This window comes from Flavobacterium sp. LC2016-12 (genome assembly GCF_015351595.1).
In the GTDB taxonomy this organism is placed as follows: domain Bacteria; phylum Bacteroidota; class Bacteroidia; order Flavobacteriales; family Flavobacteriaceae; genus Flavobacterium.
Map to the genome: position 1 here is coordinate 395,867 of NZ_JADKPT010000001.1, position 19,334 is coordinate 415,200.

At 34.0% G+C, this 19,334-nt stretch carries 20 protein-coding genes; 7 read left to right on the forward strand and 13 right to left on the reverse strand.

Annotated features, from left to right (window positions below):
• Positions 1-9: 9 nt before the first annotated feature.
• On the reverse strand, positions 10-1,935 hold the full coding sequence (gene ftsH, locus IRZ99_RS01685) for an ATP-dependent zinc metalloprotease FtsH (RefSeq protein WP_072971201.1): 1,926 nt from the start codon (positions 1,933-1,935) through the stop codon (positions 10-12).
• A 15-nt stretch (positions 1,936-1,950) separates the two neighbouring features.
• Positions 1,951-2,322 (reverse strand): ribosome silencing factor, encoded by a 372-nt coding sequence (gene rsfS / locus IRZ99_RS01690; protein WP_007809313.1) that lies wholly within the window; start codon positions 2,320-2,322, stop codon positions 1,951-1,953.
• A 93-nt stretch (positions 2,323-2,415) separates the two neighbouring features.
• Between rsfS and IRZ99_RS01695 the strand changes: the two genes are divergently transcribed.
• Positions 2,416-3,156, forward strand: coding sequence for a biotin--[acetyl-CoA-carboxylase] ligase (locus IRZ99_RS01695; protein ID WP_194655619.1), 741 nt, complete (start codon positions 2,416-2,418; stop codon positions 3,154-3,156).
• Positions 3,157-3,229: 73 nt separating this feature from the next.
• Here IRZ99_RS01695 and IRZ99_RS01700 read toward each other — a convergent pair whose 3' ends face one another.
• The 3 genes from IRZ99_RS01700 to pyrE all read right to left on the reverse strand — a co-directional run bounded on the left by IRZ99_RS01700 (position 3,230) and on the right by pyrE (position 5,302).
• Complete coding sequence (locus tag IRZ99_RS01700; protein ID WP_194655620.1) at positions 3,230-3,886, reverse strand: hypothetical protein; 657 nt, start codon at positions 3,884-3,886, stop codon at positions 3,230-3,232.
• Positions 3,887-4,145: 259 nt separating this feature from the next.
• Positions 4,146-4,538, reverse strand: coding sequence for an SRPBCC family protein (locus tag IRZ99_RS01705; RefSeq protein WP_194655621.1), 393 nt, complete (start codon positions 4,536-4,538; stop codon positions 4,146-4,148).
• A gap of 119 nt (positions 4,539-4,657) precedes the next feature.
• Positions 4,658-5,302, reverse strand: coding sequence for an orotate phosphoribosyltransferase (pyrE, locus tag IRZ99_RS01710; protein WP_026982211.1), 645 nt, complete (start codon positions 5,300-5,302; stop codon positions 4,658-4,660).
• A 7-nt stretch (positions 5,303-5,309) separates the two neighbouring features.
• Between pyrE and IRZ99_RS01715 the strand changes: the two genes are divergently transcribed.
• Positions 5,310-5,921, forward strand: coding sequence for an NUDIX hydrolase (locus IRZ99_RS01715; RefSeq protein WP_194655622.1), 612 nt, complete (start codon positions 5,310-5,312; stop codon positions 5,919-5,921).
• 139 nt (positions 5,922-6,060) lie between these two features.
• Complete coding sequence (locus IRZ99_RS01720) at positions 6,061-6,291, forward strand: DUF4287 domain-containing protein (protein ID WP_194655623.1); 231 nt, start codon at positions 6,061-6,063, stop codon at positions 6,289-6,291.
• Positions 6,292-6,938: 647 nt separating this feature from the next.
• Here IRZ99_RS01720 and IRZ99_RS01725 read toward each other — a convergent pair.
• Positions 6,939-8,666: a M14 family metallopeptidase gene (locus IRZ99_RS01725; RefSeq protein ID WP_194655624.1), complete on the reverse strand. Its 1,728-nt coding sequence runs from the start codon at positions 8,664-8,666 to the stop codon at positions 6,939-6,941.
• A 341-nt stretch (positions 8,667-9,007) separates the two neighbouring features.
• Between IRZ99_RS01725 and IRZ99_RS01730 the strand changes: the two genes are divergently transcribed.
• Together IRZ99_RS01730 and IRZ99_RS01735 are read left to right on the forward strand one after the other, a co-directional pair.
• On the forward strand, positions 9,008-10,357 hold the full coding sequence (locus IRZ99_RS01730; protein ID WP_194655625.1) for a DEAD/DEAH box helicase: 1,350 nt from the start codon (positions 9,008-9,010) through the stop codon (positions 10,355-10,357).
• 347 nt (positions 10,358-10,704) lie between these two features.
• Positions 10,705-11,154 (forward strand): hypothetical protein, encoded by a 450-nt coding sequence (locus tag IRZ99_RS01735; protein ID WP_194655626.1) that lies wholly within the window; start codon positions 10,705-10,707, stop codon positions 11,152-11,154.
• Between the two features lie 206 nt (positions 11,155-11,360).
• On the opposite strand, the gene IRZ99_RS01740 is transcribed toward IRZ99_RS01735, so the two are convergent.
• From IRZ99_RS01740 to IRZ99_RS01760, 5 genes are all read right to left on the reverse strand, one after another.
• Complete coding sequence (locus IRZ99_RS01740) at positions 11,361-11,939, reverse strand: alkylphosphonate utilization protein (RefSeq protein ID WP_194655627.1); 579 nt, start codon at positions 11,937-11,939, stop codon at positions 11,361-11,363.
• 88 nt (positions 11,940-12,027) lie between these two features.
• Positions 12,028-12,891 (reverse strand): alpha/beta hydrolase, encoded by an 864-nt coding sequence (locus IRZ99_RS01745; RefSeq protein ID WP_194655628.1) that lies wholly within the window; start codon positions 12,889-12,891, stop codon positions 12,028-12,030.
• Position 12,892: 1 nt separating this feature from the next.
• Complete coding sequence (coaD, locus tag IRZ99_RS01750) at positions 12,893-13,351, reverse strand: pantetheine-phosphate adenylyltransferase (RefSeq protein WP_026982220.1); 459 nt, start codon at positions 13,349-13,351, stop codon at positions 12,893-12,895.
• Between the two features lie 97 nt (positions 13,352-13,448).
• A complete protein-coding gene (locus IRZ99_RS01755; RefSeq protein WP_194655629.1) occupies positions 13,449-14,141 on the reverse strand; it encodes a DUF421 domain-containing protein in 693 nt (230 codons plus the stop codon).
• 129 nt (positions 14,142-14,270) lie between these two features.
• The gene (locus IRZ99_RS01760; protein WP_026982222.1) at positions 14,271-15,242 is read right to left on the reverse strand and encodes a D-alanine--D-alanine ligase; all 972 of its coding nucleotides are present in this window, start codon (positions 15,240-15,242) and stop codon (positions 14,271-14,273) included.
• A 458-nt stretch (positions 15,243-15,700) separates the two neighbouring features.
• Between IRZ99_RS01760 and IRZ99_RS01765 the strand changes: the two genes are divergently transcribed.
• Together IRZ99_RS01765 and IRZ99_RS01770 are read left to right on the forward strand one after the other, a co-directional pair.
• The gene (locus tag IRZ99_RS01765; protein ID WP_194655630.1) at positions 15,701-16,324 is read left to right on the forward strand and encodes a PASTA domain-containing protein; all 624 of its coding nucleotides are present in this window, start codon (positions 15,701-15,703) and stop codon (positions 16,322-16,324) included.
• Positions 16,314-17,357 carry an RluA family pseudouridine synthase gene (locus IRZ99_RS01770; protein WP_194655631.1) on the forward strand — a complete coding sequence of 348 codons (1,044 nt, stop codon included), beginning with the start codon at positions 16,314-16,316 and terminating at the stop codon, positions 17,355-17,357. Before IRZ99_RS01765 ends, IRZ99_RS01770 begins: the two co-directional genes overlap by 11 nt.
• Positions 17,358-17,465: 108 nt before the next feature.
• On the opposite strand, the gene IRZ99_RS01775 is transcribed toward IRZ99_RS01770, so the two are convergent.
• On the reverse strand, positions 17,466-18,080 hold the full coding sequence (locus IRZ99_RS01775) for a hypothetical protein (RefSeq protein WP_194655632.1): 615 nt from the start codon (positions 18,078-18,080) through the stop codon (positions 17,466-17,468).
• 9 nt (positions 18,081-18,089) lie between these two features.
• Positions 18,090-19,334: an ATP-binding cassette domain-containing protein gene (locus IRZ99_RS01780; RefSeq protein ID WP_194655633.1), complete on the reverse strand. Its 1,245-nt coding sequence runs from the start codon at positions 19,332-19,334 to the stop codon at positions 18,090-18,092.

The following is a 19,334-nucleotide window of genomic DNA, read 5'->3' on the forward strand; positions in this document are numbered from 1 at the left end:
CTGAATAATTTACGAAACCACTTCTTCCAGATTTTTGTCAAAAGTACGTTTTCCGAAAATTGTTTCTAAGTCATCTTTAAAAATAACTTCTTTTTCTATTAGTATATCAGCAAGCTGATTTAACTTGTCTTTGTTCTCTTCTAAGATTTGAATTGCTCTTTGGTATTGACCTTCAATTAATTCTGAAATTTCTTTGTCAATAACTTTTGCAGTTTCATCAGAATACGGTTTAGAGAAGTTGTACTCACTTTGTCCGCTTGAATCATAATAAGTCACGTTTCCGATTTTTTCATTCAAACCGTAAATCGTTACCATAGCACGAGCCTGACGTGTAACTTTTTCTAAATCGCTTAGCGCACCAGTCGAAATTCGGTCAAAAGTCACTTTTTCAGCAGCTCTTCCTCCCATAGTAGCACACATTTCGTCTAACATTTGATCTGTTCTTACAATTTGTCTTTCTTCCGGCAAGTACCATGCAGCTCCTAAACTTTGTCCACGAGGAACAATTGTTACTTTTATAAGGGGTGCAGCATGCTCTAACATCCAGCTTACAGTCGCGTGACCCGCTTCGTGAATTGCAATTGCTCTTTTCTCTTCCGGAGTAATGATTTTGTTTTTCTTTTCAAGACCACCAATGATTCTGTCAACAGCATCAAGGAAATCTTGTCTGTCAACTGCAGTTTTGTTGTTACGTGCAGCAATTAAGGCAGCTTCGTTACAAACGTTTGCAATATCAGCACCAGAGAATCCTGGAGTTTGTTTTGCTAAGAAATCTAAATCAAGACCTTCGATTTTTTTGATAGGAGCTAAGTGAACTTTAAAGATTTCAGCTCTTTCGCGAATGTCTGGTAAGTCAACAAAAATTTGTCTGTCAAAACGTCCCGCACGCATTAAAGCTTTGTCAAGAACATCAGCCCTGTTGGTTGCAGCCAAAACGATTACGTTAGAGTTTGTGCCAAAACCATCCATTTCTGTCAATAGTTGGTTCAAAGTGTTTTCTCTTTCGTCATTTCCGCCTGACATATTGCTTTTTCCTCTCGCTCTACCAACAGCATCAATCTCATCGATGAAAATGATAGCAGGCGATTTTTCTTTTGCTTGTTTGAATAAGTCACGAACACGTGAAGCACCAACTCCTACAAACATTTCTACGAAATCAGAACCTGATAATGAGAAGAAAGGTACCTGTGCTTCACCGGCAACAGCTTTAGCTAATAAAGTTTTACCAGTTCCCGGAGGTCCTACAAGTAAAGCTCCTTTTGGAATTTTACCTCCAAGATTGGTGTATTTTTCAGGGTTTTTAAGGAATTCTACAATTTCTTGTATTTCTTCTTTTGCACCTTCTAGACCAGCAACATCTTTAAATGTTGTTTTGATATCTGTTTTTTCATCAAATAATTTAGCTTTCGATTTTCCAATGTTGAAAATTTGTCCGCCACCGCCACCAGCGCCGCCTGACATTTTACGCATAATGAAAATCCATACACCAATAATGATGATGATTGGAAGCAGACTGATTAAAATGTCGCTCCAATTGTTTTTCTGTAAAAAATTAAAATCTTTTAGTTTGCCTTCGCCTACAGCTTTTTCAAGTTTAGTTTGAAAAATCTGGTCGTTACCAATTTCTAAAGTATAGTGTGGACCTTTGTTTACTCTGTCAAACATGTCCTTTGCTACCTTTTTATTAGCTGCATCTTTAAGGGCAGCGGCAGTTAAATAAACTTCAGCTTCAGCTTTATTATAAACGATCACTTTTTCAATTTGACCTTTTTCTAATAAAACATTGAATTTAGAAGAAGTTAATTGAGCAGGTTCGCTTAAGTTAGATCCTCCGGTTGCAAAACTTATAAATAAAAAAACTAGAAGTATTGCGGTATATATTAACCAAGGACTTATTTTAAATTTACTCGGATTTGGATTATTATCTTTAGCCATTAGAAAAAATTTTCTTTAGTATTTGTTTTCGATTGTAGTTATTTTGGCGTCACCCCAAAGGCTTTCGATATTATAGTATTCACGAATGTGTTTTTGGAAAACATGTACCACGATGTGCACATAATCCATAAGAACCCATTCCGCGTTATCGGTTCCTTCTACATGCCACGGTTTATCTTTTAAATCTTTAGATACTGTTTTTTGGATTGAGTTTACAATGGCGTTAACTTGAGTGTTAGAGCTTCCGTTGCAAATGACAAAATAGTCACAAACAGCCGTGTCTATTTCTCTTAAGTCAAGAATATCAATATCATTTCCTTTTACTTCTTCAATCCCCTTTATTATGTTCGCCAGTAGAACATCATTATTAATAGTCTTTTTCGCCATGAATTATTTTATATGAATTTGTAAAGTTACCAAAATTTGTGATTATTTTTGAACCTTAACAAAATATTAAATTAAGTTATTTAAATTACTTGAATGAAACTAATCAAACTCGATGCCATAGATTCGACAAACGACTTTCTCAAGGCATTATCAAGCCAGGATGAACTTGATAATTTTACCGTGGTAACAGCTGAAAATCAGACAAAAGGCAAGGGGCAAATGGGGGCGAAGTGGGAATCAGAATCAGGTAAAAACTTAATTATGAGTGCCTTGGTCAAGGATTTTCTTTATAATAATGAACAGGTTTTTAATTTGAGTCTAATCGTTTCCTTGTCTGTAATTGAGGTTTTAAAATCATTAAATATTCCTGATTTAAGTATAAAATGGCCTAACGACATTATGTCATACAATAAAAAGATTGGTGGCATACTAATCGAGAATACCATCAAAAGCGATGGCAGGATCGTGTCAGTAGTTGGATTAGGACTAAATGTAAATCAAACAAATTTTAAAGAATTGCCAAACGCGTCTTCTTTGGCTGTTATTTTAGGACATGCTTTTGACAAGGAATTGCTGCCTGCTTTAATTATTGAAAAAATACAGCAGAAAATAGAATACTGGGAATTAAACTCGGCTATTTTCTGGAAAGAATATTTTAATACTTTATTCCGAAAAGGTATTCCAATGCCCTTTAAAAACCTTTCTACTGAAGCTTACGGACAAAATTTCATGGGAATAATACAAGGCGTTTCTTCATTCGGAAAAATTCAAATTCTGCTTGAAGACGATTCTGTTTCCGAGTTTGATATTAAGGAAGTTCAAATGCTTTACTGAGAGGTTCAAAGGTTAAGAGTTACAAAGGTTCAGAGGTTTTAAAAACTTTGTGCCTTAGTGCCTTTGTGGCAGATTAGACTTTGACTAGATTTTCTTTTTTTGGTGCTATTTTTCTGTTCCAGTAAACGATATAAATTGTTCCTAAAACAGAAGGCATCATCCATGAAATTAAATTACCAATTCCCATTCCGGCAACGATAAAAGCAGTAATTGAGGCGATTAAAGCGCCAACCATTTTTCCAATATGTTTGGAAAGCCACTTTTTCCTGTATTCGGAAACATTCTTGAAAAATATAAAGTCTTTTACAGTCATATAAAGTCCAAATCCGCCGAAGAAAGTAAACAATATGCCATTTTCAATTGAATTTAACTGGCAGTAAAAACCGATAGAAATCATTACCACAGAGAAGAACAACATACTTCCTGAAATTAATTTATCCATAAAATCGGCTTTTAATTTGTGTTTGAAAGAAGAAGTCCTGTTTCCTGAGATTACAAGATAAATAGTAAATAATCCAATTAGGAATAGAAATATGTTTTGATGACCGGGAAGCCAGCAAATAGGAAGAGAAATTAGACAACTTGTAGTCATTCCGATAGAGAATAATTTTCCCATTTTTTTATGTAATGCGCTTCCTTTTTTAACCAAAACACTTCCAATTCCGGTCATTAAACCAATTCCTCCAAAAAAAGCGTGAATGTAAATTAAAATCTTAATCGTAGTTTCCATTATAGTTTGTGTTAGTTTTATGGGTCAAACTTCGATTAATTATTTTTTCTGCTATAATTTATAATTCCCAATTGTTGGTTTTTAAGGATGAATTGTTTTTTTGAAGGTTCAAAGGTTCATAGCAACAAAGGCTCAGAGGTTTATGGAAGTGATAAAGTGTAAAAAAACTTTGTGTCTTAGTGCCTTCGTGCAACAAAAAAAAAGCCCAATCATAAGATCAGGCTTTCATTTATAATTCACAATTAATAATTAACCATTATTAAAGTTTAGTCATATTGTTAGCCAAAGTTTCAATGAATTTACTAATTGGTCCTTTGATCATCATCGCCATCATAGCGTTGAATTCTCCTTCAAAGAAAAGTTGTACTTCACTTGATGAATCTGAAACGCTATCGATGTTTGAAACCAAAGTAAAAGGAAGTTTATCACTTGCAGCTCCCAAAACAATTTTGTTTGGCGCTGTTTTTTCCTTCATTTTTAGTTTTATTTCCGGCATACCTTTCAATCCAAAAATAAAAGCATCTTCGCCAATCACTTCAAATTTAGCGATATTATCCGGCATTAATTTTTCAAAATTCTTAACATCAGATAATTGATCAAATAGATCTTGAGCTGATTTCTGAACAGTAACTTTTGGACTTTCTAAGTTCATATTTTATTTTTTATTTTTTTTTTAACCGCAAAGGGCGCAAAGGTTCTCTTAATATTGTAAATTTATTATAAACACAAAGTTCGCAAAGCTAGATCTAATCTAAAATCTAAAATCTAAAATTAATCCTGTCCCCAAGTTGATGGAATTGCATTCCATTCTTGTAAAGTAGATTGTTGCTCTTCTGTAATATATTGTTTTTGAACTGCTAGTTCCAATAAATTTTCATAATTGCTTAGCGTATATAAATCAATATTTGCGCTTTTGAAGTTTTCTTCGGCCACACCAAAACCGTAGGTAAAAATCGCAGCCATTCCTTTAATATTAGCACCTTCATTTCGTAAAGCTTCAACAGCCATCAAACTGCTGTTTCCGGTACTAATTAAATCCTCAACTACAACTACATTTTGTCCTTTTTGTAAAAAACCTTCAACCTGGTTCTGTCTCCCATGTTTTTTTGCTTCAGGGCGCACATATACAAAGGGCAATCCAAGGCTTTCAGCAACAAGAATTCCAATTCCAATAGCTCCAGTGGCAACACCGGCAATAACATCTGGTTTTCCAAATTGTTTTTCAATGTTTTTCGCAAATTCATCACGAACGTAATTTCGGATGATCGGAAATGAAAGAATTAACCTATTATCACAATAAATAGGCGATTTCCATCCAGAAGCCCATGTAAAAGGATTTTCTGGATTCAATTTAATTGCATTTATTTGCAAAAGCAATTCGGCTGTTTTTTCGGCAGTATCTTTATTAAAAATCATAATACAAATGTATAAAGTTTTTGTGAACGACAAACCACTTTTTTTGACAAATGAAATCTCAAGAGAGACTAATTTTCAATTGTTCCTGTTGGAGAGTATTGATATTGAACAGCTTATAGTGAAAATTTTTCAAAATAAAATTCAAAAGGCTTATTTATATCATCCCGACGAAAGAGAGATTATGAAGACTCTCAAAGCTAAAATCCCTGTTAGTAAAGCGGGTGGAGGCTTTGTGTACAATAAAAATGGAGAAGTTTTATTCATTTTCAGAAACGGAAAATGGGATTTACCAAAGGGCGGAATCGAAAAAGGCGAGGAAATTGAAAACACTGCCATGCGCGAAGTCGAAGAAGAAACCGGCGTTGGCAAACTCCGAATCACCAATAAACTCCAAAAAACGTATCACGTTTTTAAACGTAACGGAAAATACAAACTGAAAATCACGCATTGGTTCGAAATGTTTTCTGATTTTGAAGGAATACCGCAAGGTCAGATCGAAGAAGGTATCGAAAAAGTGGCCTGGCTAAATCCGGAACAAATTAAAGAAGCTTTGAAAAACTCGTACGAAAACATTAAATTGCTTTTTGAAGAGGAAAGTAAGATTTCTGTTGAAGAGTAGGTTAGAGGCAAGATGTTAGAAGCAAGAGGCAAGATAAGACTTTATTGCAACGCTTCGAGACAGAATATTAGTTGTTAGTAAATTTAAATTTTTATTTGTATTTTCGTACATATAGATTAACTAACTAATAGATATTTTTATGTCATTTCAAGGATATTTAAAAACAATTAAAGAAAAAACTGGTAATGGTCCGGCTGAATTCAGGACTTTGGCAGAACAAAAAGGCTTCACACAAGACGGAAAACTCAAACCCGATGTGAAAGCTGGAGATATCGTCACTTGGCTTAAAGAAGATTTTGACTTAGGTCAGGGACATGCAATGGCAATTTATGCGCTACTCAAAGGTATCAAAGACGAGAATAGTCAATAATTCATTCAGTTTATTATTTATCGGATACATAATTTGGGCGTGCCACCATCCCAATAAGTGGGCAAATTACTTTGCGCATATACGCCCACTTATCGGGATGCTGTCGGGCTATCCACGCTACTTCGGTAGCTAGCTCCTATCCCTCACGCGAACTCATTTTCAAAAATTTGTTTCAGTTTTTATATTTATTTTCATTCTCCATTTACTCAAAATTAAAGAAGATAAAAATCCGAATAAAGCGAGCAGAATTAAAAACGAACTTCTTAAAGGTCTTTCATTAAATGCTGATAATGGTAAAATGCTAGTCAGAATTAAAAGCCAGAATGCAATCCAATACAAATTTCGTTTAAAAAATTCCAGATAAAAATTAAATGCAAGAATACAGAGTATAAAAATAATTCCGGTTAAAAAAAGAGTCAACCCAAATCCAACTGATCTATGTTGTATTGGGTAGAAATGATTTAAACTGTCATGAATTATTACTAAAACAACAATTTGAATTACTGAAATTATTATTGGGCTTAGTATTTTTCTAATCATTTTTAATCCTCTATTTATTTACAAAGATTTTAACGAACAGCTTTGCGATCTTAGAGTTTTTTCAACACACTAAAAAATAAACTCCTTTGCGAACTTTGCGGTTAAACTTAAAGCAAACGATAAACAGGATACTGCATATGCGCCTTTTCATAATGCACTGAGTTTTTATAAATCCAGTTTAACTGTGCTTCAGAGTTCTTCGCAAATTCGCGATCGTTTTGCTTTTTGGTTTCTAATTCAGCTTTTAATTGTGGATTCTCTTTTAGCAATTTAGCAGCAGTATCTTCAAAAATGTATTCTGAATAATGCTCTTTTTGCTGTAGAATGGGATCAAAGAAATTCCAGTTAAAAAAGGAATCAACGCCTTCCGGTTCAAAAGCTTCTACCAGATATTTTACTCCTTTCTGCTTTGTTGAAATGAGATAGTCACCTTTAGCAAAAGCTATTTTTACGTTTTTAGAAGTTACTTTCGTATTGTAGTGTAAATAATGCCCTTCGTATGCATTTGTGAACGTTTTGAAATCCGCAATTCTATAACTTTCCACTTCAATAATCGTATCATTTTTAAGTTGTGTATACGAGATGTTATTGTTCTTCAAAAGCTCAATAATATTCCAATAACCACGCGGAATGATATAAGCAGACGGAATAACAACGTCTTTTAGTGATTTGAATTCTTTTATATAAGGCACATCTTTTTTATACGGTTTGCTTCGATCATAATACAAACGATCTCCCGTTGTAGCGTCACTTTTTTTGTATCCGGCCTCATAACCTAAAAACGAAAAAGTGGTCGCTTTTGTGCTGTCCAGTTCCCATTTTAAAGTGTATGGTTTTTTAGGTTGATATTGCTCGAGATTTTTTACTCGTAATTCTTTGATTTTTTGATAATTCGCATCGGTAAAATCCATAGTTGATTTCATATATTCATACGTCATTTTTACACGCTCCGCATATTTCTTTAGCATATGTGTTTCAACCACAAATCCAATAGTATTAAACAAAGAAGTGTAACCCGTTGTATATCTCGGACTGTCAACAAACTGCCCAAAACCTTTATCTGGCGTGTCCTTAAAAGAATCGACATAAGGTGTTGTTTCGATTTTCTTTTGCTGTAAATCTTTCACCAAAGCCGGCATCATTACATCATTCATATAATCACCCAAAACAGTTCCTAATTTATTATGTTGTGTCATAATATAAGTCAGTTTGTATTGGTAATCAGAACCATTACTCACATGATTATCGATAAAAACATCAGCATTTATTTTTTGGAAAATCTCCACAAAACTCTTGGTATTTCGGGTATCTGATTTCATTAAATCACGATTCAGATCATAGTTTCTGGCATTTCCTCTAAAACCATAAACTTCCGGGCCGTCCTGATTAGCACGTGTTGTAGAATTTCGGTTTAAAGCACCGCCAATATTATAAACCGGAATACAAACTAAAACCGTGTTTTTGGGCGCTTTCATTTTACCAATAGCTAAATCTCTGTAGAACTGCATAGTCGCATCGATTCCGTCAGGCTCTCCAGCGTGTATGCCATTATTAATGAAAAGTACTGCTTTATTTTTTTGTATTTTATCAAAATCAAATTCTTTATCAGGATTAAAAGTCACCATATGCAACGGTTCTCCCGAATCTGTAAGTCCCATTTCCTTTATTTGTATGGTCGGAAAATCATTCGCTAAAAGTTTAAAGTACTTAATAGTTTCCTCATAGGAGGCCGATTGATTTCCGTTTCCTTTCTCAAAAAAAGTATCGTATTTTTTATTGTTTTGAGCGAAAGCTGTTATTGTGAAAAGTGAAATGAAAATGGTAAAAAGTTTCATGAATTTGGTTTTTTAATAGAAATCAAATATAGGAATTTTGATTTGTTTAAAAGGTTTCAGGTTTCAAGTTTCAGGTTGAAATGAGGATAGATTCACTTTGGCATTTTACCGTAAAGAGCGCAACCCCGATAGCTATCGGGATACGCAAAGTTCACAAAGCTTTGCGAACTTTGTGTTTTTCAATACATTCTAAACACAATCTATTTTAAAACCTTTGTGAACTTTGTGGTAAAAACTATAGACAATGTTTGGAAAACCTGAAACCTGAAACAATAAAAACCTGACACGAGGCTTTTGCCGAATTGGCGTAGCAAACAACTTTTTTTACCTACTTTTGCAAAATGAATAAAAAACACCATTCCAACAACATACTTTCGAATTTAGGAATTGAGAGCCTAAACGAAATGCAAGAAGTTGCTCAAGACGCAATTTTAAACGATAACAATGTTTTACTGCTTTCTCCAACAGGATCAGGAAAAACATTGGCTTTTTTGCTTCCGGTTTTAGAATTATTACAGCCTGAAATTCTTTCAGTTCAATGTTTAATTTTAGTTCCTTCGCGTGAATTAGGTTTACAAATTGAGCAGGTTTGGAAAAAAATGGGAACGCAATACAAAGTAAATATTTGTTACGGAGGACATTCAATAGATACTGAAATTAAGAATTTAAGCAATCCTCCGGCAGTTTTAATTGGAACTCCAGGTAGAATAGCTGATCATATCGACAGAGATACTTTTCGCACAGATAAAATCCAGACTTTAATTTTAGATGAATTTGACAAATCATTGCAATTAGGTTTCCATGAGCAAATGTCCTATATCATTGGAAAATTGGCGAAACTGAACAAACGCGTTTTGGTTTCGGCAACTTCAGATATTGAGATTCCGAGATATACAAGAGTAGTTAATCCGACAGTTTTAGACTTTATTCCCGAAGAAGAAGAAAAAGCAAACCTTTCCATGAAGATGGTGGTTTCGCCAGCAAAAGATAAGTTAGAGAGTTTATTCAATTTGATTTGTTCGTTGAAATCACAATCGGCAATTATATTTTGTAATCACCGTGATGCTGCGGAACGTATTAGTGATACTCTAAACGAAAAGGGAATCTATGCTACCTATTATCACGGTGGAATGGATCAGGATGAACGTGAGCGCGCTTTGATTCAGTTTAGAAACGGAAGTATGAGTTATTTAATCACCACCGATTTAGCGGCACGTGGATTGGATATTCCTGAAATGAAACACGTAATTCATTATCATTTACCTTTAAAAGAAGACGAATTTACACATCGTAATGGTCGTACCGCACGTATGCAGGCTTCAGGAACGGCTTATATTATCATCCACGAAAGTGAAAAAAAATTAGATTATATCGACTACGGAATGGAAGTTTTAAAAGTCGAGAATACTACAACATTACCAAAACCTCCAGAATACCAAACCATCTACATTAGTGGTGGAAAGAAAACAAAACTGAATAAGATTGATATTGTTGGTTTCTTTTCTCAAAAAGGAAAATTGGAAAAAGGCGATTTAGGTTTGATTGAAGTAAAAGATTTCATTTCGTTTGCGGCGGTACGTTACAATAAAGTAAAAGACCTGTTGAAAAACATCAAAGATGAAAAAATGAAAGGCAAGAAATTTAAAATTGAGGTTGCCAGAAAAGTAGTGAAGAAGGAAGAGGAAAGGTAAGGTTTTTTGTTTCTGGTGTCTCGTTTCAGCTTTTTTTGAGGTTAAAGGGATATAAAATTGAAAACCTAGAGATGGATTTTTAGTCATTTTTGTAGTAAAATTTTTTCTTTTTTTAAGCTTTTTGAGGTATGTAAAATCGGGATTTTAAGTTGTTTTTTAGGTCCTTTTAGATGATTATAATCTGATTAATTTATTGATTTTCAATATTTTAATTTATTGTTTTCGCTAACGAAAATCCATTTTAAATAACAATCTTAATCTTTTGTTAATAAATTAACCGCTAACGCTTTATTTTATCATAATTTCTGCGTTTATTGTACTAGTAAATAATAAACCCCAAATTAATTATGAAAAGAATTATTACGATTGCCGTTTTATTGTTAAGTGTTGCCTCTTTCGCACAAATTAAAGTTCTTGAAACTGTTCCGGTTGAGAAGTTAGGAAAAGTAAATAACAACTATATTCAAAAAATCGGAGATGAATACACGGTATACTACACAAGTATTCAGAACGACGATGAAGAAGGTTCGTCTTTGAGAAAGTTCACGTTTAAAAACGTTAATAACGATTACGCAAGTCTTTACAATATTATCATGAATGGTTTTGGAGCAAGCCCATTATATGATATTAAATTAGAATTGCCAAACAATTATATTTGGTTGCATTACACAGGAAGTGTTACTCCTGAGAAAGCTACAGTTCAGTTTATGGTTTCAAGCAAAGAAGCTTCTTCAGCAACAAGTAACGTTTCTGAGCCATTCGTAAAAGATCAAATCAATAAATTATTCCAAAAATAATTTTTTTTAATTTCAGGTTTCAGGTTTTATTTGTTTCAAGTTAAACCTTTGTCATGAAATTTTAAATACAATAAAAAAAAGGCTATTCACATTTGAATAGCCTTTTTTATTTAGTTTCAGGTTTCAGGTTTTTTTAGTTTGCTTCGCCATTTCGACTAAAGTCTCGTGTCAAGTTTTAAACCTTTGAACCTTTGCACCTTTATAGATTATATTTTCTTCACATACTGCGTGATAATCACAATTTGCTGCCCATCAACTTTTCCCTCAATATACTCAGCATTTTCGTGATCTAAGCGAATGTTACGTACAGCCGTTCCTTGTTTGGCAACCATACTAGATCCTTTTACTTTTAAATCTTTGATTAAAACTACAGAATCTCCATGTTCTAAAATAACGCCGTTACTGTCACGGTGAACCAGTTTGTTTTCGTCATCTTCGCCTTCGCCAGTTGCTTGTGCCCAGGCCAAAGTATCTTCGTCTAAATACATCATGTCTAGCAATTCCTGAGGCCATCCTGCAGCGCGCATGCGGCTTAACATTCTCCATGCTACAACTTGTACGGCAAAATTTTCGTTCCACATGCTGTCATTCAAACATCTCCAATGATTTAAATCAACATTATCCGGATTTTCAATTTGGTCAATACAAGTAGTACAAGCTAATATACTTTCGTCAAGTCCGCCTTTTTTAGTTGGCAAAACCTGATATACTTTTAAATTTTCTTCGGCGCCACAAAGTTCACATTTAGATCCGCTTCGTTTGTTCAATTCTCTTTCGATGCTCATTATTTCTGTTTGTTTTAAAGATGCGAAATTACTTATAATTGCTTTCGCTTGCAAGTTTATGTTTTTTAGATTATAATAAAATTACAGTCTATTTAAGGTTTGTTATCCAGTTCACTATATCATTTACAGCCTTATTATCTATTTGATATAATGTATCAAATTCTTTTGTTTTTTTCCAGGCATCAGTATCAGCTTTCAGAAAGTGATTTAATCCGCTTAGAGTTTTGACTTCGATGTTTTTATTGTTTAAAGCATTTACTAGTGCTGCTGTTTTTTCGCAGTGAAAAAAACTATCATTTGTACCTGCGATAAAAAGCATTGGGATCTCTAAATTTTGAAAAAGCGTTTTAGTACTTACCTTAATTTCGGGATTAGTTTTTGAACTATATTGAGGTTGATTAAATTTATGGAATTTTTCTATTGGTGTTGCCATCAAGATTAAAAAATCTATTTTTAGTCCTTCCTGATAAGCATCTATGGTTGCAATTCCACCTAAACTATGACCTAAAACACCAATTTCTTTTTTAGATAAAGTATCATTTTTTTGAATATTATCTAAAGCATAATAAAGATCTTTTATAATTTGATCAACACTAAAATTAACTTCTCCGCTTGATTTCCCAACCCCTCTGTCATCAAAGCGATAAACTGCTATTCCATTTTTTAATAATTCTTCGGCTAAGATATAATGCGAATTGCGCGTATCATTTCCACTGCCGGGTACAATAACGACAATTTTTGAATATTTCGTTTTGGGGAATATTAAAGTTCCACTTAATTTAGTATTATCTTCTAAATCAATAAAGTTTATTTCTTCGAAATTATATTGGTCGGCATTTTGGATTTCTTTCCCAAAGTCATAACTCTTCTGAGCCATTAATCTTTTTACTGGGAGTAACATCAAACTTAAAAGTATAATCTTAGAAATGAAACAAATTTTGTTATCTGCCATTTTACTTTTTAACCCTAACCGCATCCGGTACCAACATTTCATACTCACCGCCATTTCGCAATACATCACGAACGATGCTTGAACTGATGTATGAAGTTCTTGCAGCAGTTAATAAAAATACTGTTTCGATTTTAGAAAGGCGTCTGTTAGTATGTGCAATTGCTTTTTCAAATTCGAAATCGGCTGGATTACGCAAACCTCTTAAAATGAAATGCGCTTTTTCTTTATGCGCTAAATCTATGGTCAATCCTTCATAAGTGATAACGGAGATTTTTGGCTCATCCTTGAAAGTTTCTTCAATAAATTGCTTTCTTTCTTCGAGTGAAAACATGTATTTTTTTTCGGCATTGACACCAATGGCAATTACGATTTCGTCAAAAAGAGAAATTCCTCTTTTGATGATGTCTTCATGACCGAGTGTAATGGGATCAAATGATCCTGGAAATATGGCTTTTCGCATTTTTTCTTTTTTTAAGGTTCAAAGCTGCAAAGGCACAAAGGCGCAAAGGCTTTTTTATTTTATTGGAATTTGGAATTTTTTATTATTGGAATTTACTTTACGTTATTCTAAGTGTTTTGATTGCCGGAACCCATTCGTCTTTGTGGCAAACTTTACATTTTGCTGTTCCTGTTTTTTGTTCTTCGGTATGGCCGCAAAAAGTACAGGCTTGCATTCCTTCTTTTGCAATAATTTTACTTTTTTCATTAAATAAACCTGGTAAAATAGGCAGGCCGTATTTTACCTCTTTATCCTCATAGAAAAACACGCTTATTTCTCCGCTAGTTTCTATAAATGCATGTTTTATTTGGCCTAAATGTTCGATAGATTTGATGCGTAATTCAGAGAAAAATTCATCTTGCGCCAGACTTTCTTTTTTAAAAGTTGTGATTGAAAATTTTCCATCCTGAATAAGGCATTCTGTTTTTCCTTCAATAAATTCTTCGAACTTTTTGCTTTTTCCTGTTAGCCAGGTTACGGAACGATATAGAATGATGATAACTAAAAATACAATTGCTGCTGGTACAATACCGACATCTTCATAAAACATTGGATCTCCGGCTGCAGAACCTAAGGCGATAATGATTACTGTTTCAAAAATCGATAATTGCTTTACACCTCGTTTTCCTGCTAATTTTAAAGTCAGCAATAAAATGATAAACATGACAGTAGAACGAAATACAACTTCTAAGGCAAAATTTGCCGGCAAATCATTGTAAAATAATCTATTCCATTCGAAGATTTCTTTCATTTCTTTTTGAGGTTCAAAGGTTCAGAGTAGCAAAGGTTCAAAGTTTTTTTTGGAAACCAGATAAATTGTTTTTAAATAAAAAAAGGTTCTGAGATCTTAGTAACTTAGAATCTCAGAACCTTAGTATCTTTAAGAGAGCGCTAGCTCGATTGCGTTTGTGAATAAATCTTCAAGAGAAATTCCGGCTGCTTTGGCTTGTTGTGGAATTAAACTTTCAGTTGTTAAACCTGGAATAGTGTTCATTTCAAGCATGTAAGGTTCGTTGTCTACGATGATGAATTCACTTCTTGAGAATCCTTTCATTTTTAAAACTTCGTAGGCACGTTTTGCAGTTTCACCTACTTTCTGTGTTAATTCGTCTGAAATTCTGGCTGGTGTGATTTCCTGTGATTTTCCTTCGTATTTAGCTTCATAATCGAAGAAATCATTGTCTGAAACAATTTCGGTAATTGGCAATACTTTAATTTCTCCTTTGTAATTGATTACGCCGACAGAAACTTCTGTTCCGTCAAGAAAACTTTCGATGATGATTTCATTGTCTTCTTTATAAGCCACTTCAATCGCAATTGGTAATTCAGCTTCTGATTTTACTTTTGAAATTCCGAAACTTGAACCTGCTTTGTTTGGTTTTACGAAACATGGCAGACCCACTTTTTTAACGATTTCTGCAGTATCAATTACATCACCTTTATTTAGATAATAAGAGATAGCGGTTTTGATTCCGTATGGCTTTAAAACCGATAATAAATCACGTTTATTGAAAGTTAATGCCGATTGATAATAATCGCAAGATGATTGTGGAATTCCTAATAATTCGAAATATGCCTGCATTAATCCGTCTTCTCCCGGAGTTCCGTGAATAGCATTGAAAACACAGTCAAAAGTGATTTTTTGATCGTTTACAGTTACAGAAAAATCATTTTTATCAATGGCAAATTCGGCGTTGTTTTCGTCTACATAAACCCATTTTTCTTTGAAAATATGAATGCGGAATCCGTTGTATTTTGTTTTGTCAAGATATTGATGAACGACGTTTCCTGAGATTAGAGAAATTTTATATTCGCTTGAATACCCGCCCATGATAATGGCAATATTTTTCATTATATATTTTTGTTTAAAGTTTTATTTTGTTTCACGTTTCAAGTTTTGCCACGACCCGAGCGATAGCGAACGGACGAAGCAATTGCAATTGCAATAATGTTCACTAATTCCTCCATTCTGTTTGTCATTTCGACGAAGGAGAAATCACACTAGAAGCTCCGTTTGCTGCGTCAATTCAGTGCGTTACTCTCTGGATGTGATTTCTCCTTCGTCGAAATGACAGAAGAGAAATCTTCTTTTGAAAAAGAGTGCCCTAGCCCCGATAGAGGCGGTATCCTTTTTTGAGGCGATTTTTCTTCGCCTTAAAAAAGATATAGCCGAAAGCGGGAAACAGCTCCTAAAAATTATCCTTCGACTTCGCTCAGGATGAGAATCACGCGACTTTCTTCCTTAAAACAAAATTATCATTTTTTTTGAAACGAAATAGCTTTATCTTTGCCACTAATAAAAATAAATTTATGAGTTTACGTCAGTATTTAACAAGCCGGGTTTTTTTCGTGCAAATTTTAATAGCATTAGCTATTATTGCTGTTTTAGGTTATTTGTTTATGCATTGGTTGACTTTTACCACTGATCACGGACATGAAATTGCGGTTCCGAATTTGTCTAAATTGACTGAAGAACAAGTCGAAGAGAAATTGGATGAATTAGACTTGGATTACGTGCTTTTGGATAGTGTTGATTATAGAAGTGAATTCCCAAAATACAGTGTTGTTGAGCAAGATCCATTGCCGGGAACGAAAGTAAAAGTGGGAAGAAAAATATATATTAAAATTAATTCTTCAGGATTTTCATCTGTTAAAATTCCTGATTTAATTGAGAAAACATATCGTGAAGCAGTTCCGACTTTGAAGGCTTTAGGTCTTGAAGCAGGGACGATTACTTATATTCCGAACCTTGGAAAAGATATGGTTTTGGAGATGCGTTATAAAGGAAGAAACTTAAAAGTAGGAGACCGCGTGCTGAAAGCTTCTAAAATCGACTTGGTTTTAGGAGATGGAAAAGCAACGTATGTAGATGATAGTCAGGCAACAGATAGTTTAGCAGTGCCTGAGACAGAAACCCCAAAAGATGAACAATAATATTGAAAATTTAGATCTGGAAGACGAATTATTCGAACATTTCAGATTTGAAGTACCTAAAGGTCAGGCGCTTTTGCGTATTGACAAATATTTAATGAATTTGATTCAGAATGCGACGCGAAATAAAATTCAGAACGCCGCAACTGAAGGAAACATTTTTGTAAATGATATTCCGGTAAAATCAAATTATAAAGTAAAACCATTTGATGTTGTAACGGTTATGTTATCGCATCCGCCATTTGAAAACCATATTCTGCCGGAAGATCTTCCTTTGAATATTGTTTATGAAGACGATGCTTTGTTGTTGATTAACAAAGAGCCGGGAATGGTTGTGCATCCAGGTCACGGAAATTATACCGGAACTTTGGTAAATGCATTGGCACATCATTTTGATAATTTGCCAATGAACAGCAGTGAACGTCCAGGATTGGTACACCGAATTGATAAGGATACTTCAGGACTTTTGGTTGTGGCTAAAACAGAAGCGGCCATGACGCATTTGGCCAAACAATTTGAAGCTAAAACGTCTGAACGTGAATATATTGCCCTGGTTTGGGGAAATGTTGCTGAAGAAGAAGGTACGATTGAAGGAAATCTTGCCAGACACTTAAAAGATCGCATGCAAATGGCTGTTTTTGCTGATCCTGAGATCGGGAAACCAGCGATTACACATTATAAAGTTTTGGAGCGTTTTGGTTATGTAACTTTGATTTCTTGTAAATTAGAAACAGGGAGAACACACCAGATTCGTGCACACATGAAACATATCGGGCATCCGTTATTTAATGACGAACGTTATGGTGGACATTTAATTTTGAAAGGAACTACGTTTACGAAATACAAACAGTTTATTGAGAACTGTTTTAAAGCATTGCCACGTCAGGCTTTACATGCTAAAACACTTGGTTTTGTGCATCCGAATACTGGAGAAATGATGCGTTTCGATACAGAACTGCCTCAGGATTTTCAGGATTGTATTGAGAAATGGCGCAATTATGGAAAGACGCATAGTATTGAAGACGAGGAAAATTAATTTGATAATTTGTCAATTAGAAAATTAGATAATTTCTTAAACACGAATTCCACTAATTTGCACTGATTAATTTCGTGTAAATTATTGGAATTTGTATTTAACTTCTATTTATTCAATCGTTTTAATTGTTAAGTCTATTATTTTGGCTTCGCCGTTGGTTAGGAAACCTAATTTTCCTTGTTGGCTCAGCTTGCTTTTTTCGATGGAACACTCTAAGAAGGTTTCATTATTCACTGAAAAGTACAATTGATTATTGGCAACTCTTATTTTAACCGAATACCATTTGTTGTTTTCTAACTTCAATGGCTTTTTGAATAAAGTTGGGCCGCCGCGTTTACCGTATTCATCGCTGTTTTTACTGTAAACCCCTTGTCCAATCACGATGTTTTGATCGATTTGATAAAGATACGTTCGAATATATTTTTCTTTATCAATGTTTAGCATTATCTCAAATAAAGATTCTTTGGTCATGTTGACCTTAAAATCGATTTCATAATTTTTAGGAAGCTGTTTTTTAGATTCTATAACTCCCCAGTGCATTGGACCTCCATTTCCGATTAAGGTATCTTTATGCAGCAACCATTCTTTTGCGTTAAAAACCCAATCTGATTTGAATCGGGAAACTTTGGTTATTTTGTATTCTTTATTTGCTGTTGAAATTGTTGTAGAACATGAGATTCCCACTAACACAACTGTGATTACAGCTATTGATTTGATTTTCATTTCTGGTTTTTAGTTCAATTCTGAATGGTATTTTATTTTTCCGATAGATCCCGTTGATGCTGGCAATAATTCAAAAACAGAAGTAGGAGCGAGGCCGTTTTCAATTCGATGTGAAACATATAAAATACTCACGTTGGTTTCTTGCTTTATTGTATTGATTAACTGAATAACCATATCTACATTTTCGTCGTCTAAACCTTCTACAGGTTCATCTAAAATTAACAATGGAGGATGTTTTAAAACAGCACGAACAATCAATCCAACTCTTTGCTGGCCTATTGAAAGATCGATGAAACGCTTTTTTCTTAAATGCGTCATTTCGATTACTTCAAGCCATTGCGAAACAATTTGTTTTTGATGCGTGGTTGGCTCGATATAAAGTCCAATGGAATCGAAAAATCCTGAAAGAATCATTTCTTCCAGCGTATGGCCCTTTTGAAATAAATCGGTCATAGAAGTAGTGAAGATTCCGATTTGCTTTTTGATGTCCCAAACGCTTTCTCCGGTTCCTTTTTTTCTTCCGAATAAATATAAATCCTGACCAAATCCTTTTGGATTATCTCCTGTAATCAAAGATAAAATGGTACTTTTTCCTGATCCGTTTGGACCGATTAATTGCCAGAATTCACCTTGTTTTATCGTCCATGAAATGTTGTCCAGAATTTTTCTTTCATCATAACTAACCGAAACATTTTCCATTTTGATTAATACACTTTCGTGGAAGGAATGCGGTTCAATTGCTTTTGGAATTGCGGCTGTATTTAAGGTTTTAAAATGATGATCTTCTGATTTTGAAATTGGATGCAATTCAAAGGAGTTGTCTTTAATCTGTGCCTTATTCGGAACAAAAGGAAGCACATCAACAACACGATTTACGATTTGAATAATAGCAATTATGTTAGCTAGGTCTTTTAAAGATTCGGCTAAAATTACTCTTGAAGCCTGATCTAAATGGTCAAACGGATTATCAAAAATGATAAAATCAGGTTTTTGATTGATGCAGTATTTTAAGAATTCTTTTTTGCGTTCGCCCGATGAAAAAGTTCTAAGTTGTCTGTGTGATTCCGGAGAAGCTTCTACCGAATCATATTGATATTCTTTTTCAATGAATTTTTCAATAGCGATGTCTGAAAACAGAATTCCTTTTTGGTTGTTAAAAACGGCTAATTCTCCTTTGGCTTCGCTGGAAAGCAATATGTCAATAAAGGCTTTTTTATTTACTAAGTTTGATAAAAGTATATCCCAATGCTGCAT